Below are 23,055 nucleotides of genomic sequence, written 5' to 3'. Positions count from 1 at the left end.
CACGAGTGCCGGAGGCCCCCCGGCCTCTCCAGCGGCACCGAATTTAGGCCGAAAATGGCTGCTGCTCTGAACACTCCGTGCGGAAGTCCTTGATGCTCAGCGCACGGAACTCGGTCGGGCTGACGCCGTACGCCTCGCGGAAGGAACGGCTGAACACCACCGGTCCGCTGAAGCCCCAGCGGGCCGCGACGGCGCTCACGGGGCGGCAGCGGAGGGCCGGGTCGGCGAGGTCCGCGCGGCTCTTTTCGAGGCGGCGGCGCCGTATCCGGGCCTGGACGCCCTCCTCCTGGCCCTGGAAGAGCTGGTGGAGGGTGCGCACCGAGATGTGGTGGTGGGCGGCGACGGCCGCGGGGTTCAGTTCGGGGTCGCCGAGGTTGTGCTCGATGAAGGCGTGGATCCTCCGTACGAGGGCCTGCGTCCTGGCCTCGGCGGGGAGCAGGTCCTCGGCGTCCAACTGCTCGGCCAGGCAGGCCGTCGCGAGGTCGACGGCGACGGTGCTGAGGTGGCGCAGCTGTTCCGGCGTGCACTCGGCGCCGTGCGTTTCGAGGGAGGTCATGAAGGACGCGAGGATCGCGGCCATGCCCCGGTCGCCCGGTATCCGCCGGGCCAGCACCCGGTCCAGGCGCTCGGCGCGTATCGGCAGGACGGAGTGGGGCAGCATCAGGATCGTGGCCCGCACTTCTCCGCCGTCGGCGGCCATCTGGTTGTCGGATGGCCGGGAGGTGTCCCAGAGCATCAGGTCACCGGCCCCGACGGCGCACTCGTTGCGGTGCTGCGACATCGAGGTGGATCCCCCGCGCAGCAGGGCCAGTTGGTACTCCTCCGGGTCGCCGCGCCGGATCATCGCGTCCGTGCGCCGCGAATGCAGCGGCGAGAGGGTGAACCTGGAGGCGCGGATCGCTCCCAGGTCGAGCACCGCGGCCTCCCCCTGGAACGCGGCGGGCCGCTCGCAGCTGAGGCTGGTGGGCATCACCTCGCTCGACACGACGTCGGAGTACCAGTCGAACCGGTCTTCCGCCGCTACCCCGTCCGTCGACACCACTGACCACATTGTCGCGCCCCCCGTTCGATCTCTTTGCTCAGGACCAGGATGCAGCCGGGGGCGGCCGTCCGTCACACGGCGGCCGGGCGGGCCCCGCCGCCCCGCCCGGCAGATCGTTGCCCTGCGCATGCGGATCGTCGCCGCAGGTGTTCGTATGGAAGGGCAGAGCCCATCCCAGGAGTCCCCCCAGGAAAGGCACTCCCATGCGTTCAGCCACCCGGCGGATACCGGCCGTCGTCCTCACGACCGCCGTCCTCGGCGCCGTACCGCTCGTCGGTTACGCCCCCTCCGCGCAGGCCGCCGAAGGAATCCGCTTCCAGCAGCTCCTCAACGGGGAACGCCTCCCGGACGGCGACGTCATCCAGGCGACCGTCCTCCCCGGCGGAGCGGCCCCCGGCCAGATCTCGATCCAGCTGAAGCTGTCCGGGGTCACGTGGTGGAAGGGCATCCAGTCGGGCCCCATCGTCCTGTGCCAGGCCCAGGACAACCAGCAGTCCTCCAGCGCCCAGCTGTCCGTCGACGACTTCAACGCGCACGGGCTCCAGCTGTGGAAGGCCAAGACCTTCGGCATCCACACCGAGATGTACAACGTCGTCGACGCCACGCAGGCGATGTCCGGCGGCAACTCCTACATCTTCATCTGGACCAAGGACTGACCGGTCCCCGGTGCCAGGCATCCGTACGAACGAGCGAGGTTCCCCCATGAAGACCGTCGCCAAGCGACTCTCCGCCGCCGCCCTGGTGGCCGCCGTCCTGACCCCGGTGGCCGGTGTGCAGGCCGCGAGCGCGAGTGCGCCCGAGGCCGTCCGTCCCGCCGTCGCCTCGGCGCCCGCCGCACCCTCGGACTGGACGTTCTACGCGGCCTTCGCGACCGCGGGCGCGTGCTGGGCCAAGGCCGCCGCGTACAAGAACGAGTACTGGTGGGTCGACGCCACGACCTGCGTCTACAACGCGGCGCAGAACAGCTGGTTCATGTTCTACGAGTCGTAGGGCAGGGCCTGTTCGGCCGGGTGGTGCGGAGGGGCGGGTGGTGCGGCGGCCGGGCGGTGCGGAGGGCGGGGGATAACCCCCCTTCGAATCGGTGGCCTGCACGGGTGATCTTGGACCGGTCCTGCGGTGGAATCGTCTCGCAGCCGAAACGGTCACCAAGCCCGCGCACCCCGAGGAGTTCCGCCGCCATGCTCCGCACCACCTTCGCCGTACGGACCACCGTCACCGCCACCGCCGTCGCCCTCGCCGCCACCGCGGCCACCCTCCTGGCAGGCGGCAGCGCGGGGAGCGCCCCCTCGGGCAACGTCACCGGCTGGCAGGCCGGTTGGGGCGCGGCCATGCAGCAGCCCGTGGCGGGCAACGAGGACGACGGGCCGAACTGGTCCACCACCGGCTTCGCCGCGGGCCAGTCCCTCACCCAGACCCTGCGGCTCTCCGGCGGCGAGGGCGACAGGCTCCGCCTGCGCGTGTCCAACGCCCACGGGGACCGGCCCCTGCGCCTGGCGTCCGTCACGGTCGGGCGCGCCGCCGGGCACGACGGCACCACGGTGTGGCCGGGATCCGAGCGGACGCTGACCTTCGGCGGGCGCACCGCCGCGGTCGTCGCCCCCGGCCGCGAACTCCTCAGCGACGGCGTCCCCTACACCACTTCGCCGCTGGAACAGGTCACCGTCAAGCTGACGTTCGCCGCCGCGACGGGCCCGGCCACCTTCCACCGGTTCACCACGGGCACCGCGCACCGCTCGGACGGCGGGACCACGCGGGCCACGTACTTCCTCAAGGGCGTCGAGACCCACGGCACCCGCCGCGACGGAGGGCTCGTGCTGTTCGGCGACTCGCTCGTCGACGGCACGGGCACCACGCCGGGCGCCGACAACCGCGTCCCGGACGAGGTCGCGGAGCGGCTGCGCGGGCGCGGCGTCGTCAACGCGGGGATCGCGGGCAACCAGCTGCTGGCGGACTCGCCGTGCTTCGGCGACAAGGGGATCGACCGGTTCAAGCGCGACGTGCTGGACCGGCCCGGCGTGCGGGCCGCCGTGATCCACCTCGGCGCGAACGACATCGCGGCGGCGCAGCTCGGGGGCGGGCCCTGCATGGCGAAGCGACAGGTCACGGCGGCCGAACTCATCGAAGGGCACCGGAAGTTGATCCGCGCCGCGCACGCCAAGGGCGTCAAGGCGATCGGGGCCACGGTGACGCCGATGAAGGGTGCGCTGTTCCCGGTGTGGAGCCCGGAGGGGGAGAAGGTGCGGGGCGCGCTCAACGAGTGGATCCGCAACGGCGGGGAGTACGACGAGGTGCTCGACGTCGACCGGGCGATGGCCGATCCTTCGGACCCGGAGCTGCCGCGTGCCGGGTACGTGTACATGGACGGGCTGCACCCCAACGACGCGGGGGCGGCGGCGATCGCCGCGGCGCTCGGGTGAGGCGGGGGCGGGGCCGGGGCGGGCGCTGGGGCGGGCGCGCCCGTCCTGGCCCCGTTGCCCGGGGGCGTCAAAAGATTTGCGCAGTTCCCCGCGCCCCTTTGGGGGCGCGGGGAACTGCGCGCGTGCCCACTCGGTGCGGGCTACTCCGACCAGGAGACCGGGGACGCGTCCGCCGCGCCCCTCGGGGTCAGCCAGGGGGCCTTCGGGCGGGGCGGGGGGAGCGTCGCCCCGGGGGCCGTCAGGCGCAGGGCCACCAGGAGCGCGCACAGCTCCTCCGGGGTCGGCGCCCCCTTCGTCACCCGTACCGTGCTCACTGCGGCTGGTTCCCGTGCTTGCGCCGCGCCAACGGCACGTACTTCGCCCGCAGCAGCGCCAGCGAGCGGATCAGGACCGAGCGCGTCTCCCGGGGGTCGATCACGTCGTCGACCAGGCCGCGCTCCGCCGCGTAATAGGGGTGCATCAGCGTCCTCTTGTAGTCCGCGATGACCTCCGCCCGCTCCGCCTCCGGATCCTCCGCCGCCGCGATGCGCTTGCGGAAGACGACGTTGGCCGCGCCCTCCGCGCCCATGACCGCGATCTCGTTGGTGGGCCAGGCGAAGGAGAGGTCGACGCCGATCGAGCGCGAGTCCATGACGATGTACGCGCCGCCGTACGCCTTGCGCACGATGACCTGCACCCGGGGCACCGTCGCGTTGCAGTACGCGTACAGCAGCTTCGCGCCGTGCCGGATGATGCCGCCGCGCTCCTGGTCCGCGCCGGGCAGGAAGCCGGGCACGTCCACCAGCGTCACCAGCGGGACGTTGAACGCGTCGCAGGTCTGGACGAACCGCGCCCCCTTCTCGGAGGAGTGGATGTCCAGCACGCCCGCCATCCGCATCGGCTGGTTGGCGACGATGCCCACCGTCTGCCCGTCGAGACGCGCGAACGCGCAGATCAGGGACGCGCCCCAACCCTCGTGGACCTCGAAGTACTCGCCGTCGTCGACGATCTCCCCGATCACCTCGCGCATGTCGTACGCCGCCTGCGGATCCACCGGCACCAGGTCCATCAGCGCGTCGCAGGACCGGTCCGCCGGGTCGGCGGTCGGCTCGGCCGGGGGCATCTCGCGGTTGTTCTGGGGGAGGAGGGACAGCAGGTGCCGTACGTCCTCCAGCGCCGACTCCTCGTCGTCGTGGGCGAACGCCGCCAGCCCCGACACCTCCGCGTGCAGGTCGGCGCCGCCCAGCTCGTCCTGGGTCAGCTTCTCGCCCGTCACGGCCTGGACGACGTCCGGGCCCGTCAGGAACATCTGCGAGGTGCCGCGCACCATGAACACGAAGTCGGTCAGCGCCGGGCTGTACGCCGCGCCGCCCGCGCACGGGCCCAGCACCACGCTGATCTGCGGGATCAGCCCGGAGGCGCGGACGTTGCGCTGGAAGATGCCGCCGTAGCCGGCGAGCGCCGTCACGCCCTCCTGGATGCGCGCGCCCGCCCCGTCGCAGAGCGCGACCAGCGGCACGCCGCTCGCCTCCGCCAGGTCCATCACCTTGTGGATCTTCTGCGCGTGGGCCTCGCCCAGCGCCCCGCCGAAGACCCGGAAGTCGTGCGCGTACACCAGGATCTCGCGGCCGTGGACCCGGCCCCACCCGGCGACGACGCCGTCGCCGTGCGGGCGCCTGCGGTCCATCCCGAAGTCCGTCGCGCGGTGCCTGCGCAACGGCTCGACCTCGGTGAACGAGTCGGGGTCCAGCAGGAGTCCGATGCGCTCGCGGGCCGTCAGCTTGCCCTTGGCGTGCTGCCGCTCGGTGGCCGCCGCGTCACCCGCGTACAATTCCTCCTTGATGACGCGCAGTTCGTCGGTCCGCTGCTCCATCGTCTCGCGCGGCAGCTCGGCCCTTACCTCGGGGCGCAGCGCGGTCTCCGGGGTGCTCACGGCCGCCCCAGCCCGAGGGCGGTCATCGCCCCGCCGTCCACGTTCACCAGCGACCCCGTCATGTAGGAGGACTCCGGTCCGCTCAGGAAGCGCACCACGTCCGCGATCTGCTCGACCTCGCCGAAGTCCCGCATCGGTATCTGCTTCTTGATGGAGCGGCCCGTGGCGCCCTCGGTGAGCCCGGCGACCAGGTCGGTCGGCGCGAAGCCCGGCAGGACCGCGTTGACGCGGATGCCGAAGCGGGCCGACTCCATGGCGCAGCAGCGGGTGAAGGCGTTCACCGCGCCCTTGGAAGCGGCGTAGTTGGACTCGCCGATCCAGCCGCGCTCGCCCATCACGGACGAGACGTTGACGATGACGCCCGCGCCCTTGGACATGAAGTGCGGCAGCACCGCCTTGGTGCAGTGGAAGACGCCGCCGAAGTTGACCTTCATGACGTCCAGCCAGTCGTCCATCTCCATGTTGTAGACGAGCGCGTCCTGCGCCACGCCCGCGTTGTTCACCAGGATGTCGATGCCGCCCAGGCCCTCGACGGTCTGGCGGACCATGTCCTCGGCGGCCGCGGAGTCCGCGACGTCGCCGTGCACGGTGATCGCGCGGCCGCCGGCCGCGACGATCTCCTCGGCCAGCTCCTTCGCGGGGCCTTCGGACGAGCGGTAGTTGATCGCGACGGCGGCGCCGTCGGCGGCGAGCTTGCGGCACACGGCGGCGCCGATCCCCCGGGAACCGCCGGTGACCAGGGCGACCTGTCCTTCGAGCTTCATCGGTTTTCTCCAGGAGTGTCAGAGGTGGGGGTTGCGTCGGTGCCGCAGCGCACGGCCACCGAGACGTGACTGCCGCCCAGCGAGGAGCTGTTGAGCAGGACGGGCCGGTCGCCGCCGAACCTGCCCTGGTGCAGCGCGAGCGCCAGGGTCAGCGCGCCGCCGACGCCCATCGGCTCGCCCAGCACGGTCTTGGGCGCGTGCAGCGCGGGCACCGGGTAGGGGCCGAACAGCCGCTCCACCGCCGCGCTTTCCGCGGTGTCGGCCGCGCTGAGCCCGGCCGCCGCGAGCCACACCGCGCCGAGCCCGGTGGGCTCGATCCCGGCGTCGGCCAGCGCGGCGCGCATCGCGCGCTCCACGCCCCGGCCCCGCGCGTCCCACAGCCGGGCGCGGCTCGCGTCGGACGCCATGCCGTGGCCCAGCACCTCGCCGAGGATCGTCGCGCCGCGCGCGAGAGCCGCCGAGCGGCGCTCAAGGACGATCGCCACGCTGCCCTCGGACAGCGTGAACCTCCCGTCCTCCGGCTCGCCCTCGGCCCGGGTTGAGGCCGCGCCCACGGCGGCGTACGCCCGGCCGACCTGCTCGGTGAGCGTGTCGGTGACCGTGCACACCAGCGCGTCGGCGTGGCCCGAGGCCAGCAGGTCGGCGGTGTACGCGAGGGCGGCGGCGCCCGTCGCGTGGCCCACCGAGAGGGTGGAGGTCGGGCCGCGCAGCCCGAGGTGGATGGCGACCTGCCCGGCCGCCTGGTTGTAGACGGTGTTGGGGAAGACGGAGGGGTCGGCGGCGGCCGGGCCCTCGGCGAGCAGCGGGTCGGTGAACTTCTGCATCGCCTCCATCGGGCCCGTACCGGTGCCGAAGACGATGCCGACGGCCTCCGCCTCCGGGCTGCCCGGCTCGATCCCGGCGTCCTTGAGCGCCTTGGAGGTGGACGCGACGGAGAACTGCGCGAGCCGGTCCATCCGGCGGCGCTCGCGCTTGGTGAGGTACGGGTCGGGGTCGAAGTCCACGGCGCTCTGCCGCAGCCCGTCCGCCCAGGTCACGGGCGCCTCCCCCCTGCTGTAGGCGGACCAGACCTCGGCGGCCGTGCCGCCGGCCGGGCTCAGCAGCCCGATGCCGGTGACGACGACCCGGTCCCGCTCGGGGGTCGGCGGGACGTGGTTCTCGCGGTGGGCGGTGAGCACCAGCGAGGCGTTGGCGCCGCCGAACGCGAAGTTGTTGGAGAGCGCCGCCGGGGTGTCCAGCTGCCGGGCGCCGCCCGGCACGTAGTCGAGCGGGCAGTCCGGGTCCGGCGTGGTGTAACCGGCGGTGGGCGGCGCGAGCTGGTCGGCCAGCGCGTGCGCGGTGACGATCGCCTCGGCGGCGCCCGCAGCGCCCAGCATGTGCCCGATCATCGACTTGGTCGAGGAGACCGGCGTACGGGCCGCCTCCGCCTCGCCGAGCGCCAGGCGGATCGCGTTGGTCTCCGCCGGGTCGTTCTTCGGGGTGCCGGTGCCGTGCCCGTTGACGTACCCGATCTGCTCGGGGGTGATGCCCGAGAGCCGCAGCGCCGAGGTGATCGCCCTGGCCGCGCCCCGGCCCTCGGGGTGCGGGGCCGTGGAGTGGAAGCCGTCGGCGGACAGGCCGTAGCCCGCCACGTCCGCCAGTCCCGCCAGGCCGTGCTCGCGGGCGAAGTCCGAGCGCACCAGCAGGACCATGCCGCTGCCCTCGCCGAGGGACAGGCCCTGGCGGTTCGCGTCGTAGGGGGTGGCGGGCTCGGGGGAGAGGGACTGGAGCGCGTTGAACCCGGCGAAGCACACGTCCGAGAAGGCGTCGCTGCCGCCCGCCAGGACCGCGTCCGCCCGGCCGGTGCGCAGCAGGTCGGCGGCGAGGCCGATCGCGTTGGCGCCGGACGCGCACGCGGTGTTCACCGCGAGGACCGGGCCGCGCAGCCGGAACGCGGCGGCGACCGACTCGGCCAGCGCCTGCGGGGTCACCAGCAGCGCGAGCCTCGGGTCCGGCTCCTCGCCGTCCCGCACCGCGCGCAGCCACTCGCGGCCCGAGAGCAGGCCCGCGTTGCAGGTGCCGAGGACCACGCCGAACCGCTCGGATGCGACGAGCCCTTCGGGGAACGCCGCCAGCGCCTCGTCGGCCGCGACCAGCGCCAGTTCGATCGAGCGCTCCCGGAAGCCGTCCGGGGCGCGGTGGCCGTGGCGCGGCTCGACCGGGTCGGTCACCTCGCCGCCGAGCCCGGTGCCGAGCCCCTCCATGGACAGCGCCCGCACGGGGCCGATGCCGACCTTGCCGCCGCGCGCCCCCTCCCACAGGTCGGCGGCCGTCGGGCCGAGCGCCGAGATCGCGCCCGTGCCCACCACGGTCACACCGCTGGACATCCCTGTCATGTTGTTCCTTCCCCCTTCACGCCTGCTGCTGCTCACGCCCGCCGGTCACGCCCGCCGGTCACTCCTGCCGTTCACGACCGCTGTTCACGGCCGCGCGGCGGGGGCGCTCAGCACGAGCGCCGTCTGCTGTCCTTCGAAGCCGCGGCCGATCGCCACGGTGTGCCGCACCCGTTCCTCGCGGGCGGCGCCCGCCACCCAGTCCATCCCCGCGCACTCCGGATCGAGGTCGTCGAGGCCGAGCGTGGGCGGCAGCGCCCCGCCGTCCAGCGCCATCGCGCACACGGCGGCGTTCAACGCGCCCGCGCCCGCGACCAGATGCCCGGCCGACGGCTTCACGCTGCCCGCGGCCGTCGCCCCGTCCCGGCCGAACACGCTGGTCAGCGCCCGCGCCTCGGTCAGGTCGCCGAGCCGCGTCGCACAGCCGTGCGCGGCCACGTAGTCCACGTCCCCGGCGTCGACGCGGGCCTCGCGCAGCGCCTTGCGCAGCGCGGCGGCCAGCGGCTCGCCCGCGGGGTGCGGGGTCACCAGCTCCGGGTCCTGCGTGGCGCCGAAGCCGCGCACCTCCGCGTAGATCCGCGCGCCGCGCCGCTCGGCGGCCTCCCACTCCTCCATGACGAGGAAGGCGGCGCCCTCGCCGAGCACGGACCCGCTGCGCTCGCGGTCGTACGGCCTGAAGGCGCCCGCGCCCGACTCGTTGCGCTTGGTGAGCACCCCCATCCCGTCCATCTTGGTCATCACCCACCAGGACGACGCGTCGTCGAAGCCGCCCGCGATCACCACGTCGGACTCGCCGCCCTTGATGGAGCGGTAGCCCCGGGCGAGCGCCGTGAGACCGGCGTCCGCGGTGCCGTGGTAGTAGGAGTTGGCGCCCTTGAAGCCGTGCGCGTGCGACAGGTGGAAGAGCGACGCCGACTGGAGGCCCTCGACGAAGTACAGCGGGTAGAAGGCGGAGGACGCGCGCTCGCCGAGCTGCCGCAGGTCCGCCTTCCCGTCCTCGCGGCGGCCCGCCAGCGAACCGTTCAGCAGGTGCTCCGGGTTGGAGATCTCCTTGTTGCCGCCGACGAACACCCCCGCGCGCTCCGGGTCGTAGCCGCCGCCCGCCGCCGCGTCGCCCGCCAGGTCGAGCCCGGCGTCCTCGGCCGCCAGCGCGGCGCCCGCGATGGCCAGCTGGTCGTTGCGGGTGGTCATCCGCAGGGACTTGCGCGGGGCGTAGCGGGCCGCCTTGAAGTCCGGCAGCTCGGCGGCCAGCCGGGTGGCGAGCGACGAGGCGTCGTACCCCCGGATCGGTCCGACGGCCGTACGGCCCTCCAGCAGGCCCTTCCAGGTCTCGCCCCGGCCCTCGCCGAGCGCGGTCAGCACGCCGACGCCGGTCACGGCGACGCGCCGCCCGCCGGTGGTGCCCGCAGTGCCCGCAGCGCCCGTGTTGCCCGTGGTCGCTGTGGTTGCCGTGGTCGCCGTGGTGCTCATGCCGCCACCTCCGAGGAGACCAGGCGCAGTTCGCGCACGGTCGTGACGTCCTTGCCATCGACCGACGCGGCGGCCTTGAGGGTCACCTCGTGCCGGGTCGCGGCCGTGACGGTCACCTGGATCTCCAGCCGGTCGCCGGGCTGCGCGAAGTGCCGGTAGCGCACCCGGCGCGCCTCGGCGAGCGTCCAGCGCCTGCCGGGCGGCGCGTCAGGCGCGGCCAGCCTGGCGGCCCTGACCAGGTCGTCCAGGATCAGGACGCCGGGCAGCACGGGGAAGCGGGGGAAGTGGGTCTCGAACACCGCGAGGGTGCCGGTGACGTGGCGCGCCGCGCGGGCGCTCCTGCCCGGCGTCACGTCGATGACCTCGTCGAAGGCCGTCATGCCGCTGCTCCTTCGGTAACGGGGGCCTGCTCGGATCCGGCCGCCCGCCCGGGGGCCGCGACCACGAAGCAGGCGTTGGTGCCGCCGAACGCGAAGGCGTTGACGAGGGCGGCGCGCACCGGGCGGCGCACCGCCGCGTTCGGCACGTAGTCCAGGCCCAGCTTCGGGTCCGGGGTGTCGAGGTTGATCGTCGGCGGCACCACGCCCTCCCGCAGCGCGCCCAGCGCGGCGATCAGGTTGACCCCGGCCGCGGCCGACGTCAGGTGGCCCGTCATGGACTTGGGCGAGGAGACGCACAGCCGCCGCGCGTGCTCCCCGAAGACCGCGCGGATCGCGGTGGTCTCGCTCGCGTCGTTGCCGGGCGTGGACGTGCCGTGCGCCGCGATGTAGTCGATGGCGTCGGTGCCCAGGCCCGACTCGGCGACCGCGTCGCGCATCGCGGAGGTCGCGCCGCCGCCGTCCGGCGGCGAGTCGGTGATGCGGTACGCGTTCAACGTGGAGCCGTAGCCGACGAGCTCGGCGTGGATCCGGGCGCCGCGCGCCACCGCGCTGTCCCAGTCCTCCAGCGCCACGATCACCGCGCCCTCGCCGAGCACGAAGCCCGAACGGTCCGCGTCGAAGGGGCGCGAGGCGCGCTCCGGCTCGTCGTTCCAGCGGTCGGTGATCGCCCCGAGCAGCGAGAAGCCCAGCACGTCCATCCAGGAGGTCAGCGCGTCGAAGCCGCCGGCCAGCATCTGGACGCACTCGCCCTCCTGGATGCGCCGGTACGCCTCGCCGATCGCGTGCGCGGCGCCCGCGCAGGCGGTCGACACGCTCGCCATCGGGCCCCGGCAGTCCCCGGCACGGGCGACGGCCACCACGCCGACGTTCTGGTTGCGCAGCAGGACGTCGCCCGGGGCCTGCCGGTACAGGTCGTGGAAGTCGCTGGTGGCGAGCTGGTGCGACATGTCGACCAGCTCCTGGAGCCCGGGGCGGCCCACCGTGCCCGCCACCGCCGTGCCCCGGTCGTACGGGTCGGCGGCGTGCCAGCCCTCGCCCGCGTCCGCCACCGCCTCCTTCGCGGCGGCCAGCGCGAAGAGCGCGGCCCGCGACAGGTGGCGCCGCTCCTTGGCGGAGGCCACCGCCTTCGGGTCGAAGCCCTTGACCTGGCCCGCGATCCTGACCGGGAACGTCGAGGCGTCGAAGGTCTCCAGCGCGCTCACGCCGCTGCGCCCGGCCGCAAGTCCCCGCCAGGTCTCGGCAGCGGTGTTGCCGAGCGGGGTGACGGCGCCGACCCCGGTGATCGCGACGCGGCGCACCGCGGTGCCCACCGCGTTCATCGGCGACCACCGCCCACCGGCTCGCGCGTCAGACGGTCCAGCATGCGCCGGGTGTCCTCGGGGTCCTCCAGGTCCTCGGCGGGCAGCAGCGCGCACATCACGGCGTCGGCCTTCATGACCGTACGGCCGTTCACGGAAGCGCTGCCGGAGATCACCGCGGTCTCGTCCCCCATGGACTCCACCGCCCCCTCCAGGACGAGCACGTCGCCGGGGCGCACGGGCCCGTGGAAGGAGACGCCGTCCACGGACAGCAGCGCGGCGCGCCTGCGCACGTCGGTCGTCGCGATGATCAGCCAGGTGCCGGCCTGGCAGAGCGCTTCGAGGACCAGCGGCGCGGGCATCTCGGGCCCGTTCCCCTCGTCCCGCCAGAAGTCTTCGAGCCAGGAGGTGAGCTTGCGGGCCGTGATGGAGCGCCCCGCATCCCACGCGTCGATTCGGTCGATCAGATGGAAACGCATCGTCATCCTTCGTCAGGGGCGTCGGCGGTGGCGTGGTCGGCGGCGTCGTCGGCGGTGTCGGAGGCGGCGGCCGTGCCGGAGGAGTCGTCGGCGGTCAGCAGCAGTACGGCGTGCGCGACGGCGTACTCGCCGCTGTGCGAGAGCGAGATCTCCACGTCGGTGGCCCCGGCGCGCGCGGCCCGCGCGCCCGCCCCGCCGCTCAGGCGCACCCTGGGCCGGCCGAGCGGGGTGTTGACCACCTCGACGTCGTGCCAGCGCGTGCCGGGCCCCAGGCCGGTGCCCAGCGCCTTGAGCACGGCCTCCTTGGCGGCGAACCTGGCCGCCAGGTGGGCGCCCCTGTTGCGCTTGCCCGCGCAGTAGGCGCGCTCGCGTTCGGTGAAGATGTCCTGTTCGGCTTCGGGGTTGTCGTCGAGCAGCCGGTCGACCCGGTCCACCCGCACCAGGTCCACTCCCACCGCGATCCGCTGTGTCACCGTTCCTCCGTCGCCATTCCAGTCCGGCACTGCTCAGAGAGATCCGGCGCGGGGCGCGCCGGATACACCGGGACGCGAGCGGAGTGTCCGCGGGTGTCCGGATCTCGTCACTGAGTGGCCGGACACGCGCGCAGCGAGTTACCTTGACTTCTGGATGACGTACCGTCCGGCGAGGGTCACCGCCCGCGCCTGACGGCCAGCGCCGGGGGGCGGGGGAGCAAGAGTGCCCGAGCAGCGGGGGGACGCCGTCGAACAGGCGTTGCGACAGGTGCAGTCATTGATCGAGAGCACGGTTGCCATGCACCGTGACCTCTCCCACCGGGAACGCCAGATCGTCCGCATCGACGGCGGCTACGACGGCGTCGCCGACGCGGCCAGGGAGCTGATCGACTCTGCCGTGACGTCGGTGGCCGTGGTGCACGCCCAGCGGATCCACACAGGGAAAAGATCCGGCCAGTCGGGGCAGGGTCCTGCCCAGAACCCGACGACGGGCCCCGCCAGGGGCGCCGAACAGGGGGCCGTGCGCGTCCCCGCACAGCGCGACCGGCGCGCGAGCGCGTACGGGACCGCCCACGGCACCGCGCACGGCCTCGTCCAGCGCGTTCCCGCCGCCGTGCCGGTGCGCGTGCTGATCAGCCCGGCGCTGCTCACCGACGCCTTCGTCCGCGAGCACGAGGGCGTCGACAGGCCCGTGGCCGTACGGGTCGCCAGGGTGCCCCCGCTCCAGGCGCTGATCGTCGACGACACCACCGCCCTCGTGGCGTCCGATGGCCCGAACGGCCCGCGGGCCTCGGTGATCAGGGCCCCCGAGGTGCTGCACACCCTGGGCACCTTCTACGAGACCGTCTGGGACAGCGCCGTACCGGCCGCCGAGAGCCTGGTCTTCGGCGACCCCTACCGCGCCCGGATCGCCCGCCAGGTGCTGCGCGCGATGCGGGCCGGGGTCACCGACGAGGTCGCCGCCAGGGAACTCACCGTTTCGGTGCGCACCTACCGGCGCTACGTCGCCGAGGTCATGGCGCTGCTGGGGGCCCAGTCGCGATTCCAGGCCGGAGTGCGCGCGGCGGAATTGGGGCTGGTCCCGCTGGCAACTTCCTGAAGGGCGCGTTGCAACACCCTGCGGGCCGCGAGTTCAATCGAGTTCAGGGTACGGGATCCGGTGCTGCCGGACCGCCCGTTCCCCGGCGGCCGAGTTCCCCCTCCGTGTGCCGTCGGGGCGCCCGGGGGCCGGGGTACGTACGGCGTACCCCGACCCCCGGGCGCTCTCGGTGAAATCCGTGCGGAAAGCGGCTCAAGAATCAGGTGAATCAAGTCATGAAGAGATCACCAGGCACTCCGGCATTCCTCGAAGACGCGTTTTGCCAGGGGGCAGAAATCCACGTACGAGTTCCGGAGGACGCGTGATGGTGAACCTCCAGGAAAGGACCCTGCAGAGTTCGGGCGTCGGCGTGCTGGACAAGGCGTCGCAGCTGCTCGCCGTGGTCGAGCGCAACCCCTCGTCGCTGGCCGAACTGGTCGAGCGCACCGGCCTCGCCAGGCCGACCGTGCACCGCATCGCGCTCGCCCTGGAACGGCTCGAACTCTTCACCCGCGACCAGTACGGCAGGTTCGTGCTCGGCCCCCGGCTCGGCTCGCTCGCCATGGAGGCGCAGCGCGACCGGCTGGCGCGCGCCGCGCAGCCCGTGCTCGCCGAACTCAGCGAGCTGACCGGCCTGGACGCGCGGCTGTACAAGCGGCGCGGCTCGGTGCAGATCTGCGTGGCGTCGGTGGAGCGCCGGGGCCACGTGCCCATCGGCTCGGCCTGGCCTGCCAAGGCGGGCCCGATCGCCCAGGTGCTGCTCGCCTGGGAGGAGCCCGACGAGCTGTACAAGGGCCTGGGCGGCGCCCGGTTCAGCGCGACCCAGCTCGCGCTGGTGCGCAAGCAGGGCTGGGTGTACGGACAGGACACGGTCGCCCCCGACACGGTCTCGGTGGCGGCGCCCGTCTGGCTGACGAGCGGTCAGGTCGTCGCGGCGCTGGCGGTGTCGGGCCCGGCCGCACGGGTGCAGCCCCAGCAGGGGCGGATGCTCGGCACGGCGGCCATCGACGCGGCGGCCGAACTGAGCGACGCGCTGCGGCGGCAGGCGGGGCGGCGGGCCCTCAAGCTGTGACGGGGCGCCGGGCGGAGGTCCGGCGCGACGGATAGACGGACAGACGGACAGGGCGCATGCGGGTTGGGGGGGGGGCCCCCCCCCCGGGGGGGGGCGGCCCCCCCCCCAACCCGCATGCGCCCTTGCCCTTATCGCGTCCGTGCCGGGGCCCGGCCCGCCGCACCCCGCCGCGCCGCGTCGCCCAGGGTGACCGCCGCGTCGATGGCGAGGCTGCGCATCCTGCGGCACCGCTCGGGCGACATCCCCTCCTGGGGTCCGCTCAGCGTCAACGCCGCCGTCACCCGGTCGACGCCCTCCCTGATCGGCACGGCGACGGTGAAGCGCCCGGGGGACGTGCTGTCCGGACCCTGCGCCCAGCCCTGGCGGCGCACCTGGCCGAGCTGCGCCACGGTGAAGTGCGCGCCGTGCAGCCCCTGGTGCAGCGCGTCGGGGTCCTCCCAGGCCAGCAGGACCTGGGCGACCGGACCCGCCTTGGCGGGCCGTGACGTGCCGACGGGCACGGGGTCGGCGCGGCTGTCGGCCACCGCGCCCGCCAGACAGACCTGGAGGCCGCCGTTGCGCCGGAACAGCCGCGCGTCGAACCCCGTCGCCCCGTGCAGTTCGCCCAGCACCGGCTCGGCGAACTGGGTCAGCCGGTCGCGCCGCGTGCCGACCGTCAGATTGCCCAGCCGGGCGCCCAGCACGAACCGGCCGTGCGTGTCCCTGGCCAGCAGGCCCAGGCGCTCCAGCGCCAGCGCCAGCCGGTGCACGGTGGGCCGGGGCAGCCCGCTGGACGCGACCAGCTCCACGAGCGTCGCGGGCCCCCGCTCGACCACGCTCAGCAGGGTGGACGCCTTGTCCAGCACGCCCACCCCGCTGACCGCGTACTCCTGGTGCTCCCGCCGCTGTCCGGTGGCGACGCTCATCCCGCCGGCACCAGCAGGGCTTCGACGGCCGCCGGACTGTCGACCGAGACCACCGGCAGGCCGGGAAGCGTGCGCTTGACCAGACCCGCGAGGGTGCGCCCCGGGCCCAGCTCCACCAGGCGGACGCAGCCCAACTGCCCCGCCAGGGTGTGCACGCTCTGCTCCCAGCGCACCGGCGAGGTGAGCTGCCGGGTGCCGATGTCGGGCCACTCTCCGTCGCCCGTGTGCACGGCCGCGTCCACGTTGGCGACCACCGGAAGGTGCCCGGACGCGAAGGAAGCGGCCTCCAGAGCCGTGCGCAGCGCCTCGGCCGCCGGGGCCATGTAGGGGCTGTGGAACGCGCCGCCGACCTGGAGGCGCAGCATCTTGGCGCCGATCTCCGGCGCCCGCGCGGACAGCTCCTCGATGGCGGCGGGCGAACCCGAGACCACCGTCTGACCCGGCGCGTTGACGTTGGCGACCCAGGCGTCGGCCCCGGCCTCCCTGACCTCCGTCACCAGCGCCTCGACCGCCTCCAGCGGGGCCGCCACCAGGACGCCCATGGTGCCCTCGCGCTCCAGCGCCGCGTCCCGCATGGCCCGGCCGCGCGCGGCGACCAGCTTCGCGGCCCCGGTGACGGTGAGCGCCCCGGCCGCGGTGAGCGCCGCGTACTCGCCCAGGCTGTGGCCCGCGCAGGCGACGACGTCGCCGCCCAGCGCACCGAGCCGCACGGCCTCGGCGTGCGCGATCACCGCGACCGTGAAGACGGTCAACTGGGCCAGGTCCGTGCGCCGCAGCTGCTCGGCCCCGGTCTCCAGCAGCAGCTCGGCCAGGTCCTCGCCGGTCGCCTCGGAGATCTCGGACGTCAGCGCCCACGAGGGGGTGGAGCGCCAGGGCTCGCCCATGCCCTGCTTCTGCGTGCCCTGGCCGGGAAAGACCAGGCCGATGCCGTGCGTGCTCATGTGTGTCTACCTTCCGCCGGATGGATGGGCGTTCCGCCCAGACGGAATCCCGTTCCTGGCAGCCCATGACAGTCGGCGCGCCGGGCGGCGGCAACGCCGACTTCAGCAAGCTGCCAGGGAACGGGGTTGTGGATCAGGCGCAGCCGCGCTGCCAGTTCCACCCGATGAAGGTGTTCCGGTTCTGCACCTCGAAACGGCAGGAGGAGGTGCCGTCCGCCTTCAGCTGGATGTAGGAGTGGTGGGTGTTGGCGTACGTGTTGCCCGAGGTGTCGAAGATGCCCTTGTACGTGAAGTCGGCGTGCGCCTCGGAGTTGACCACGGTGCAGTCGGTGACGCAGTCGTTCTTGTTGGTCGCCGACTTCAGGTTCCAGCCCGCGTTCCACGGCTCGCGGTTCCACTCCTGGCGGGGCGTGGTCGCCGCGGTGGTCACCTTGGAGCCGTCGGAGGTCCAGGTGGAGTCCGTGTAGAGACCGGTCATCCGGATGTTGCAGCAGTCGAACATCTCGTTCCAGCTGCGCAGCTGCTTGGTGGTGCCCGCCTGGGCGGCGGCGACGATCCCCGCGGGGGCCTTGGACTTGGCCAGGGGGACGAACTTCACGGGCCCGGTGACGAGCTCGCAGTCCTCGCCCATGGTCACTTCCTGCTGGACCGCCATTCCGGCCGGGGGCGCGGGCAGTTCGCCGGTGAGCTTCACGCTGCCGCAGGACTGCGACGCGTCCCGGGCGGCGGGGTCGGCGGCGGACGCGGAGCCCGTCGTCAGGGCGATCAGACCAGCGGCGGCCACGGCGGTACAGACGATTCGGTTGCGCAATTCACTTCCCTTTCCGGATGAGTTCCCGGCGGAGCCTAGCCGCGAATTTTCGAATCGGGCTTGACGGAAAGCAGGTTGGCAGGAAGCGGTCATCGACCTGCCGCAGCCCTCGCGGAGCGTGCGAACAATTGCGTTCGACAGTCGGGACAGAGGGGCATTCCGTGGGGCTTACGCAAGGGTTCGGGGCGCGGACGACCGCTTCGGTGCTGCCCGCGTCCGCGCGCCGCGCGGCCGGCCGCAGCGCCATGGGCGGGGTCGGCCTGCTGAAGCGGCTCGGCCCGCTGGAAGCGGCCTTCGAGACGCGGGTGTGCGAGGCGCTCGTCGCGTCGGAGAAGTGGCTCCAGGACGCCATCGGCAGCGCGCCCGACCCGCGCGTCGCCGAACTCACCGGGCACATAGGGGCGGCGGGCGGCAAGCGGCTGCGACCGCTGCTCGTGCTGCTCGGCGCGGAGTTCGGCGAGCCCTGGCGCGAGGGCACCATCCAGGCCGGCGCCGTCGCCGAACTGGTCCACCTCGCCTCCCTCTACCACGACGACGTGATGGACGCGGCGGCCACCCGGCACGGCGTGGCCAGCGCCCACGCCCGGTGGGGCGAGCGCGCGGCGGTGTTCGGCGGCGACTGGCTGCTGGCCCGCGCCGCCCAGCTCGCCGCCGACCTCGGCCCCGAGATCGTCCGGCTCAACGCCGAGACCGCCGGGCGCCTGGTCTCGGGCCAGCTGCGCGAACTGACGGGACCCGCGCCCGGCGAGGACCCCGTCGACCACTACTTCCAGGTCGTCGCGGGCAAGACCGCCGCACTGCTCGCGATGGCCCTGGCCGTCGGCGGCGTGCAGGCGGGCGCGCCCGCGGAGCACGTCGCGGCGCTCACCGAGTACGGCGAGCACCTGGGCGCCGCCTTCCAGGTCGCCGACGACCTGCTGGACCTCAGGTCACCGGCCGAACTCACCGGCAAGGAGCAGGGCAAGGACCTGCTCGCCGGGGTGCCCAGCCTGCCCGTGCTGCTCGCCGTCGCGGGCGAAGGCCCGCGCGACGCCGAGCTGCGCGCCCGGCTCGCCGCGGGTCCCTCGGCCGACCCGGCGGAGCACCTCGGGACGCTGGAGCTGCTCGCCGCCTCGCGGGCGGCCGAGGAGACCGAGGCGCTGATGCACGCGCGGCTCGACCGGGCCAGGCTGGCGCTCGCCCGGCTGCCCCGCAGGCCCGCCCGCGACGCCCTGGACGCGCTCTGCGACTACGTCGCGGTGCGAACGGCATGACGGAATTGGGGAGTTGGGGCATGACCATGCAGGAGCGCAACGACGAGCTGGCCCGGATCAGGGCCGAGGCCGTCGCCGGTGACGAGCGCGCCACGAGCGCGCAGCACGCCAAGGGGAAGCTGACCGCGCGCGAGCGCCTGGCGCTCCTCTTCGACGAGGGCAGCTTCACCGAGATCGAGCAGCTGCGGCGGCACCGCGCCACGGGGTTCGGCCTGGAGAACAAGAAGCCGTACACCGACGGCGTGATCATCGGCTGGGGCCGGGTGAACGGCCGCAAGGTCTTCGCCTACGCGCACGACTTCCGGATCTTCGGCGGGGCGCTGGGCGAGGCCCACGCGCAGAAGATCCACAAGATCATGGACCTGGCCATCGCGGCGGGCGCGCCGCTGGTGTCGTTGAACGACGGTGCGGGGGCCCGCATCCAGGAGGGCGTCTCGGCGCTGGCCGGGTACGGCGGGATCTTCCAGCGCAACACCAGGGCGTCGGGCGTGATCCCGCAGATCAGCGTGATGCTCGGCCCGTGCGCGGGCGGCGCGGCCTACAGCCCCGCGCTGACGGACTTCGTGTTCATGGTCCGCGAGACCTCGCAGATGTTCATCACGGGCCCTGACGTGGTCAAGGCCGTGACCGGCGAGGAGATCACCCAGAACGGGCTGGGCGGCGCGGACGTGCACGCCGAGACCTCGGGCGTCGCGCACTTCGCGTACGACGACGAGGAGACCTGCCTGGAAGAGGTCCGCTACCTCATCGGGCTGCTCCCGGACAACAACCGCGAGACGCCCCGGCGCACGGTCGCCACCGACCCCGCCGACCGGCGCTGCGACGCGCTCGTCGACCTGGTGCCCGCCGACGGCAGCCGCCCGTACGACATGCACAAGGTCATCGAGGAGATCGTCGACGACGGCGACTACATGGAGGTCCACGAGCGCTGGGCCACCAGCGTCATCTGCGCGCTGGCCCGGCTCGACGGCGAGGTCGTGGGCGTCGTGGCCAACCAGCCGCAGTCGCTCGCGGGCGTCCTGGACATCCACTCCTCCGAGAAGGCCGCGCGGTTCGTGCAGCTCTGCGACGCGTTCAACATCCCGCTGGTGACGCTGGTGGACGTGCCCGGCTTCCTGCCCGGCGTCGCCCAGGAGCACGGCGGGATCATCCGGCACGGCGCGAAGCTGCTGTACGCGTACTGCAACGCGACGGTGCCGCGGGTGCAGGTCATCGTGCGCAAGGCGTACGGCGGCGCGTACATCGTGATGGACTCGCGCTCGATCGGCGTCGACCTCTCCTTCGCCTGGCCCACCAACGAGATCGCGGTCATGGGCGCGGAGGGCGCGGCCAACGTCGTCTTCCGGCGGCAGATCGCGGCCGCCGACGACCCGGAGGCGATGCGCGCCCAGATGGTCAAGGAGTACAAGTCCGAGCTGATGCACCCCTACTACGCCGCCGAGCGCGGCCTGGTGGACGACGTGATAGACCCCGCCGACACCAGGACCGTGCTCGTCCGGGCACTGGACACGCTGCGTACCAAGCACGCCTCCCTGCCCGCGAGGAAGCACGGCAACCCACCGACGTGACGAGGAGCGAGAGGCCGATGGCAGCCATGGAACCCGAGGAGAAGAAGGCAGAGGTACTGGCGGGACCGCTGGGTCCCACCCTGATGAAGGTCGTCAAGGGCACCCCGACCCCGGAGGAGCTGGCGGCGGTGGCCGCCGTGCTCAGTGCCGCGTCGAGTCCTGCCGACGAGCGTCCCGAGGACTCCGCGCAGAGCAGGCGCGCTCCGTGGCGGCGAATCGACTCGCGCGACACGACGGCGGGTTCGTGGATGGCCTGACGAACGGTCAGGGATCTGCTGACGGCTGCGTCGACAGCCGCCGGTTGGTGGCGCGCGGCAGCGCTTCGCCACCTCGCGGATTCCGGTCAGGTCCACGGGTCGTCCAGCTTCTTGGGGGCGATGGTCCAGGGGTCGTCCAGCTTCTTGGGGGCGACCGTCCACGGGTCGTCCTTGGCGACGACGGTCCACGGGTCGTCCATGGCCTTGGGGGCCTTGGGGGCGAACGTCCACGGGTCGTCGGCCTGGACGGTGACGGCGCCCTTGGCTGGCGAGGCCACCGCGCCGGCCGCCGTCGCCAGGCCCAGCGCACCGGCCGTGGCCAGTACGAGCGTCGCCCCGGTGGCGAGGGTCTTGCCGGTGCGGGCGGTGAAGGCGGTGAAGGTGGCGCGCATGGTGTCCTCCTGAAGTCCTCCGGAGCGGTGCCCTGGTGGCCCTGCCCCGTGTGCTCTGCGGTATGTCCAGAACAGTAGGGGCGGGCTCTGTCCAGCCTCCATCGGATCGATTTCGTCGCGACGAAATCGATCCGATGGAGCTCTGAGAGAACGAAAAAACCGCAGGTCAGTAGCTTCCCAACAGGTAGCCGGCGCGAAAGGTCGCGGGCCCTGGAACGGGGAGTGACGATGGAATTTCGGATTCTGGGACCCGTCACGGCCGAGGTCGCGGGCGCCCAGGTGGAGCTCGACGGCAGCAAGCAGCGCACCGTTCTGGCCGCGATGCTGCTCGCCGACGGCCGGGTCGTCTCCGACGAACGGCTCACCCAGCTGCTCTGGGGCTGGGAGCCACCCGCCACCAGCACCAACCAGCTCTACACCTACGTCTCGCGGCTGCGCACCCGCATCGGCCCCGGCCTCAGCCTGGTGCGCGTGGGCCCCGGCTACCGCATGGACATCGGCGACGCCGCGTTCGACTGGACCGCCTTCCAGCGCCTGGCCGACCGGGGCCGCGCCGACCTCGCCGCGGGCCGCCACGCCGACGCCGAACGCCACCTGGAGTCCGCGCTCTCCCTCTACCGGGGCGCCGTGCTCACCGGCGTCACCCCGCACCTCGCCGAGACCGAGGCCGCCGGGCTCGAAGAGGCCAGGCTCGCCGCCCTGGAGAACCGCGTCGAGGCGTCCCTGGCACTCGGCCGGCACGCCGAGGCCGTCCCCGAGCTGACCCGCCTCGTCGCCCAGCACCCGCTCCGCGAGCCGCTGCGCTGCCAGCTGATGACCGCCCTCTACCGCTGCGACCGCCAGGCCGACGCGCTCGCCGCGTACGAGGCCGGGCGCCGCGCCCTCGACGAGGAGCTGGGCGTCACCCCCGGACCCGTGCTGCGCGCCGTGCACCAGCAGGTCCTCACCGGCGAACTCCCGCCGCCCGCCGCCGCCCCGGCCGCGCGCCCCGCGGACAGCGCCCCGAAGGCCGCGCCCGCCGCCCGCCTCGTGGCCGCCGCTCCGGCCGCCGTACCCACCGGATCCGGCACCGGGCCCGCCCCCGCGATGCTCCCCGCCGACGCCGCCGACTTCACCGGCCGCGCCGCCGAACTCGACGCCCTGCGCGCCGCGCTGCACGCCCCCGGCGGGCCCCTCGTGGTGACCGGCGCCCCCGGCACGGGCAAGTCCACGCTCGCCGTGCACGCCGCGCACGCCTGCCGCGCCGACTTCCCCGACGGCCAGCTCTACGCCGACCTGCGCGCCGCCGACGGCACCCCGCGCGAACCCGGCGACGTGCTCGGCTGGTTCCTCACCGCGCTCGGCGCCGAGCGCGCCGCGCTGCCCGAGACCGTCGACGAGCGCGCCCAGCTCTACCGCACCCTGCTGGCCGACCGCCGCGTCCTGGTGCTCCTGGACAACGCGTCCGACGACGCGCGGGTGCGCCCGCTGCTGCCCGGCGGCGGTGCGAGCCGCGCCCTGGTCACCGGCGAACGGCAGCTCGTCTCGCTGCCCGGCGCCGCACCCGTGCGCCTGGGCCCGCTGGCCGAGGCCGACGCGGTGGACCTGCTCGCCGCCGTCGCGGGCCGCGAACGCGTCGCGGCCGACCCCGAGTCCGCCGCCCGCGTCGCCGAACTCTGCGACCGGCTGCCGCTCGCCCTGCGCGCCGCGGGCGCCCGCCTCGCCGCCCAGCCGCACTGGACGCCCGCCCGCCTCGCCGCCCGGCTCGCCCCCGAGGGCCGCCGCCTCGCCGAACTGCGCTTCGGCAGCCTCGACATGGGCGCCGCCCTGAGCGCGGGCCACGCCCGGCTCCCGCTGCGCACCCGCACCGCCTTCCACCTGCTCGCCCAGCTGGAACTCCCGCACCTCGCCCCGGCACAGGTCGTGGAATGGGGCGTGGGAAAGGACGTGGACGACGCGGAGGAAATCCTGGACGAACTGGCCGACGCCTGGCTCCTGGAAACGGACTCCACCGGAAAGGGCGACCGGCTCCTCTACCGCTTCTCCGGACTCAACCGGGTTTTCGCGCGCGGCTGCACCGTCCGGATCGTCAAGGAGGCGTACGAAACTCCCGAGTTCGCCGCCGCCTGATTTCCGCGTCGCCTGCCGCTCTTCTCTTCTTTCTTTTCCTCTGCCGTCTCCTTGGAAAATCC

The 23,055-nt window shown here is 73.7% G+C and carries 23 protein-coding genes; 9 read left to right on the top strand and 14 right to left on the bottom strand.

Going from position 1 to position 23,055, the window contains the following annotated elements; all coding sequences use genetic code 11:
- Positions 1 to 43 precede the first annotated feature (43 nt).
- A complete protein-coding gene (locus ACIBNE_RS19715) occupies positions 44 to 1,051 on the bottom strand; it encodes a helix-turn-helix domain-containing protein (RefSeq protein WP_399273194.1) in 1,008 nt (335 codons plus the stop codon).
- Between the two features lie 194 nt (positions 1,052 to 1,245).
- Between ACIBNE_RS19715 and ACIBNE_RS19710 the strand changes: the two genes are divergently transcribed.
- The 3 genes from ACIBNE_RS19710 to ACIBNE_RS19700 all read left to right on the top strand — a co-directional run bounded on the left by ACIBNE_RS19710 (position 1,246) and on the right by ACIBNE_RS19700 (position 3,459).
- On the top strand, positions 1,246 to 1,698 hold the full coding sequence (locus ACIBNE_RS19710) for a hypothetical protein (protein ID WP_399273192.1): 453 nt from the start codon (positions 1,246 to 1,248) through the stop codon (positions 1,696 to 1,698).
- A 46-nt stretch (positions 1,699 to 1,744) separates the two neighbouring features.
- Positions 1,745 to 2,032 (top strand): hypothetical protein, encoded by a 288-nt coding sequence (locus ACIBNE_RS19705; RefSeq protein ID WP_399273190.1) that lies wholly within the window; start codon positions 1,745 to 1,747, stop codon positions 2,030 to 2,032.
- Positions 2,033 to 2,220: 188 nt separating this feature from the next.
- On the top strand, positions 2,221 to 3,459 hold the full coding sequence (locus ACIBNE_RS19700; RefSeq protein ID WP_399273188.1) for an SGNH/GDSL hydrolase family protein: 1,239 nt from the start codon (positions 2,221 to 2,223) through the stop codon (positions 3,457 to 3,459).
- A 140-nt stretch (positions 3,460 to 3,599) separates the two neighbouring features.
- Here ACIBNE_RS19700 and ACIBNE_RS19695 read toward each other — a convergent pair whose 3' ends face one another.
- From ACIBNE_RS19695 to acpS, 9 genes are all read right to left on the bottom strand, one after another.
- Positions 3,600 to 3,773 (bottom strand): acyl-CoA carboxylase epsilon subunit, encoded by a 174-nt coding sequence (locus tag ACIBNE_RS19695; RefSeq protein ID WP_399273186.1) that lies wholly within the window; start codon positions 3,771 to 3,773, stop codon positions 3,600 to 3,602.
- Complete coding sequence (locus ACIBNE_RS19690) at positions 3,770 to 5,311, bottom strand: acyl-CoA carboxylase subunit beta (RefSeq protein WP_399274227.1); 1,542 nt, start codon at positions 5,309 to 5,311, stop codon at positions 3,770 to 3,772. Before ACIBNE_RS19690 ends, ACIBNE_RS19695 begins: the two co-directional genes overlap by 4 nt.
- A 56-nt stretch (positions 5,312 to 5,367) precedes the next feature.
- On the bottom strand, positions 5,368 to 6,135 hold the full coding sequence (locus tag ACIBNE_RS19685) for a 3-oxoacyl-ACP reductase family protein (protein ID WP_399273184.1): 768 nt from the start codon (positions 6,133 to 6,135) through the stop codon (positions 5,368 to 5,370).
- The gene (locus ACIBNE_RS19680; RefSeq protein ID WP_399273183.1) at positions 6,132 to 8,501 is read right to left on the bottom strand and encodes a beta-ketoacyl-[acyl-carrier-protein] synthase family protein; all 2,370 of its coding nucleotides are present in this window, start codon (positions 8,499 to 8,501) and stop codon (positions 6,132 to 6,134) included. The genes ACIBNE_RS19685 and ACIBNE_RS19680 overlap by 4 nt, the downstream gene beginning before the upstream one ends.
- 93 nt (positions 8,502 to 8,594) lie before the next feature.
- Positions 8,595 to 9,977 (bottom strand): beta-ketoacyl-[acyl-carrier-protein] synthase family protein, encoded by a 1,383-nt coding sequence (locus ACIBNE_RS19675; protein ID WP_399273181.1) that lies wholly within the window; start codon positions 9,975 to 9,977, stop codon positions 8,595 to 8,597.
- On the bottom strand, positions 9,974 to 10,357 hold the full coding sequence (locus ACIBNE_RS19670; protein ID WP_399273179.1) for a 3-hydroxyacyl-ACP dehydratase FabZ family protein: 384 nt from the start codon (positions 10,355 to 10,357) through the stop codon (positions 9,974 to 9,976). The genes ACIBNE_RS19675 and ACIBNE_RS19670 overlap by 4 nt, the downstream gene beginning before the upstream one ends.
- Positions 10,354 to 11,676 (bottom strand): beta-ketoacyl-[acyl-carrier-protein] synthase family protein, encoded by a 1,323-nt coding sequence (locus ACIBNE_RS19665; RefSeq protein ID WP_399273177.1) that lies wholly within the window; start codon positions 11,674 to 11,676, stop codon positions 10,354 to 10,356. The genes ACIBNE_RS19670 and ACIBNE_RS19665 overlap by 4 nt, the downstream gene beginning before the upstream one ends.
- Positions 11,673 to 12,134 carry a hotdog domain-containing protein gene (locus ACIBNE_RS19660; protein WP_399273175.1) on the bottom strand — a complete coding sequence of 154 codons (462 nt, stop codon included), beginning with the start codon at positions 12,132 to 12,134 and terminating at the stop codon, positions 11,673 to 11,675. The genes ACIBNE_RS19665 and ACIBNE_RS19660 overlap by 4 nt, the downstream gene beginning before the upstream one ends.
- Before the next feature lie 2 nt (positions 12,135 to 12,136).
- Positions 12,137 to 12,607, bottom strand: coding sequence for a holo-ACP synthase (acpS, locus tag ACIBNE_RS19655; RefSeq protein ID WP_399273173.1), 471 nt, complete (start codon positions 12,605 to 12,607; stop codon positions 12,137 to 12,139).
- A gap of 223 nt (positions 12,608 to 12,830) precedes the next feature.
- Between acpS and ACIBNE_RS19650 the strand changes: the two genes are divergently transcribed.
- Both ACIBNE_RS19650 and ACIBNE_RS19645 read left to right on the top strand, forming a co-directional pair.
- Positions 12,831 to 13,706 (top strand): LuxR family transcriptional regulator, encoded by an 876-nt coding sequence (locus tag ACIBNE_RS19650; protein ID WP_399273171.1) that lies wholly within the window; start codon positions 12,831 to 12,833, stop codon positions 13,704 to 13,706.
- Positions 13,707 to 14,010: 304 nt separating this feature from the next.
- Entirely contained in the window at positions 14,011 to 14,757 is a 747-nt protein-coding gene (locus ACIBNE_RS19645; protein ID WP_399273169.1) for an IclR family transcriptional regulator, read from the top strand.
- A gap of 128 nt (positions 14,758 to 14,885) precedes the next feature.
- Here ACIBNE_RS19645 and ACIBNE_RS19640 read toward each other — a convergent pair whose 3' ends face one another.
- From ACIBNE_RS19640 to ACIBNE_RS19630, 3 genes are all read right to left on the bottom strand, one after another.
- Complete coding sequence (locus tag ACIBNE_RS19640) at positions 14,886 to 15,662, bottom strand: IclR family transcriptional regulator (protein WP_399273167.1); 777 nt, start codon at positions 15,660 to 15,662, stop codon at positions 14,886 to 14,888.
- Complete coding sequence (locus ACIBNE_RS19635) at positions 15,659 to 16,603, bottom strand: ACP S-malonyltransferase (protein WP_399273165.1); 945 nt, start codon at positions 16,601 to 16,603, stop codon at positions 15,659 to 15,661. The genes ACIBNE_RS19640 and ACIBNE_RS19635 overlap by 4 nt, the downstream gene beginning before the upstream one ends.
- A gap of 133 nt (positions 16,604 to 16,736) precedes the next feature.
- Positions 16,737 to 17,414, bottom strand: coding sequence for a hypothetical protein (locus ACIBNE_RS19630; protein ID WP_399273163.1), 678 nt, complete (start codon positions 17,412 to 17,414; stop codon positions 16,737 to 16,739).
- A gap of 161 nt (positions 17,415 to 17,575) precedes the next feature.
- Between ACIBNE_RS19630 and ACIBNE_RS19625 the strand changes: the two genes are divergently transcribed.
- The 3 genes from ACIBNE_RS19625 to ACIBNE_RS19615 are packed head-to-tail and all read left to right on the top strand — an operon-like array spanning position 17,576 to position 20,492.
- The gene (locus ACIBNE_RS19625; RefSeq protein ID WP_399273161.1) at positions 17,576 to 18,667 is read left to right on the top strand and encodes a polyprenyl synthetase family protein; all 1,092 of its coding nucleotides are present in this window, start codon (positions 17,576 to 17,578) and stop codon (positions 18,665 to 18,667) included.
- A gap of 20 nt (positions 18,668 to 18,687) precedes the next feature.
- A complete protein-coding gene (locus ACIBNE_RS19620) occupies positions 18,688 to 20,235 on the top strand; it encodes an acyl-CoA carboxylase subunit beta (protein ID WP_399273159.1) in 1,548 nt (515 codons plus the stop codon).
- Between the two features lie 17 nt (positions 20,236 to 20,252).
- Complete coding sequence (locus ACIBNE_RS19615; RefSeq protein WP_399273157.1) at positions 20,253 to 20,492, top strand: acyl-CoA carboxylase epsilon subunit; 240 nt, start codon at positions 20,253 to 20,255, stop codon at positions 20,490 to 20,492.
- 86 nt (positions 20,493 to 20,578) lie between these two features.
- On the opposite strand, the gene ACIBNE_RS19610 is transcribed toward ACIBNE_RS19615, so the two are convergent.
- Positions 20,579 to 20,884 carry a hypothetical protein gene (locus tag ACIBNE_RS19610; RefSeq protein WP_399273156.1) on the bottom strand — a complete coding sequence of 102 codons (306 nt, stop codon included), beginning with the start codon at positions 20,882 to 20,884 and terminating at the stop codon, positions 20,579 to 20,581.
- Positions 20,885 to 21,112: 228 nt separating this feature from the next.
- On the opposite strand from ACIBNE_RS19610, the gene ACIBNE_RS19605 reads away from it, so the two are divergent.
- Positions 21,113 to 22,993, top strand: coding sequence for a BTAD domain-containing putative transcriptional regulator (locus tag ACIBNE_RS19605; protein WP_399273154.1), 1,881 nt, complete (start codon positions 21,113 to 21,115; stop codon positions 22,991 to 22,993).
- Positions 22,994 to 23,055: the final 62 nt, after the last annotated feature.

Origin of the sequence: Streptomyces sp. NPDC050504, from assembly GCF_044458065.1 — a bacterium.
Taxonomy (GTDB): Bacteria; Actinomycetota; Actinomycetes; order Streptomycetales; family Streptomycetaceae; genus Streptomyces.
This window is presented reverse-complemented; position numbering and strand designations above follow the sequence as displayed.

Bases quoted from the DNA above. Each gene is read 5' to 3' on its own strand.
- ACIBNE_RS19685 (WP_399273184.1), bottom strand. From the start codon at position 6,135: ATGAAGCTCGAAGGACAGGTCGCCCTGGTCACCGGCGGTTCCCGGGGG.
- ACIBNE_RS19670 (WP_399273179.1), bottom strand. From the start codon at position 10,357: ATGACGGCCTTCGACGAGGTCATCGACGTGACGCCGGGCAGGAGCGCC.
- ACIBNE_RS19715 (WP_399273194.1), bottom strand. From the start codon at position 1,051: ATGTGGTCAGTGGTGTCGACGGACGGGGTAGCGGCGGAAGACCGGTTC.
- ACIBNE_RS19660 (WP_399273175.1), bottom strand. From the start codon at position 12,134: ATGCGTTTCCATCTGATCGACCGAATCGACGCGTGGGATGCGGGGCGC.
- ACIBNE_RS19605 (WP_399273154.1), top strand. From the start codon at position 21,113: ATGGAATTTCGGATTCTGGGACCCGTCACGGCCGAGGTCGCGGGCGCC.
- ACIBNE_RS19635 (WP_399273165.1), bottom strand. From the start codon at position 16,603: ATGAGCACGCACGGCATCGGCCTGGTCTTTCCCGGCCAGGGCACGCAG.
- ACIBNE_RS19640 (WP_399273167.1), bottom strand. From the start codon at position 15,662: ATGAGCGTCGCCACCGGACAGCGGCGGGAGCACCAGGAGTACGCGGTC.
- ACIBNE_RS19610 (WP_399273156.1), bottom strand. From the start codon at position 20,884: ATGCGCGCCACCTTCACCGCCTTCACCGCCCGCACCGGCAAGACCCTC.
- ACIBNE_RS19675 (WP_399273181.1), bottom strand. From the start codon at position 9,977: ATGAGCACCACGGCGACCACGGCAACCACAGCGACCACGGGCAACACG.
- ACIBNE_RS19620 (WP_399273159.1), top strand. From the start codon at position 18,688: ATGACCATGCAGGAGCGCAACGACGAGCTGGCCCGGATCAGGGCCGAG.
- ACIBNE_RS19700 (WP_399273188.1), top strand. From the start codon at position 2,221: ATGCTCCGCACCACCTTCGCCGTACGGACCACCGTCACCGCCACCGCC.
- ACIBNE_RS19615 (WP_399273157.1), top strand. From the start codon at position 20,253: ATGGCAGCCATGGAACCCGAGGAGAAGAAGGCAGAGGTACTGGCGGGA.
- ACIBNE_RS19710 (WP_399273192.1), top strand. From the start codon at position 1,246: ATGCGTTCAGCCACCCGGCGGATACCGGCCGTCGTCCTCACGACCGCC.
- ACIBNE_RS19705 (WP_399273190.1), top strand. From the start codon at position 1,745: ATGAAGACCGTCGCCAAGCGACTCTCCGCCGCCGCCCTGGTGGCCGCC.
- ACIBNE_RS19680 (WP_399273183.1), bottom strand. From the start codon at position 8,501: ATGTCCAGCGGTGTGACCGTGGTGGGCACGGGCGCGATCTCGGCGCTC.
- ACIBNE_RS19665 (WP_399273177.1), bottom strand. From the start codon at position 11,676: ATGAACGCGGTGGGCACCGCGGTGCGCCGCGTCGCGATCACCGGGGTC.
- ACIBNE_RS19690 (WP_399274227.1), bottom strand. From the start codon at position 5,311: ATGGAGCAGCGGACCGACGAACTGCGCGTCATCAAGGAGGAATTGTAC.
- ACIBNE_RS19645 (WP_399273169.1), top strand. From the start codon at position 14,011: ATGGTGAACCTCCAGGAAAGGACCCTGCAGAGTTCGGGCGTCGGCGTG.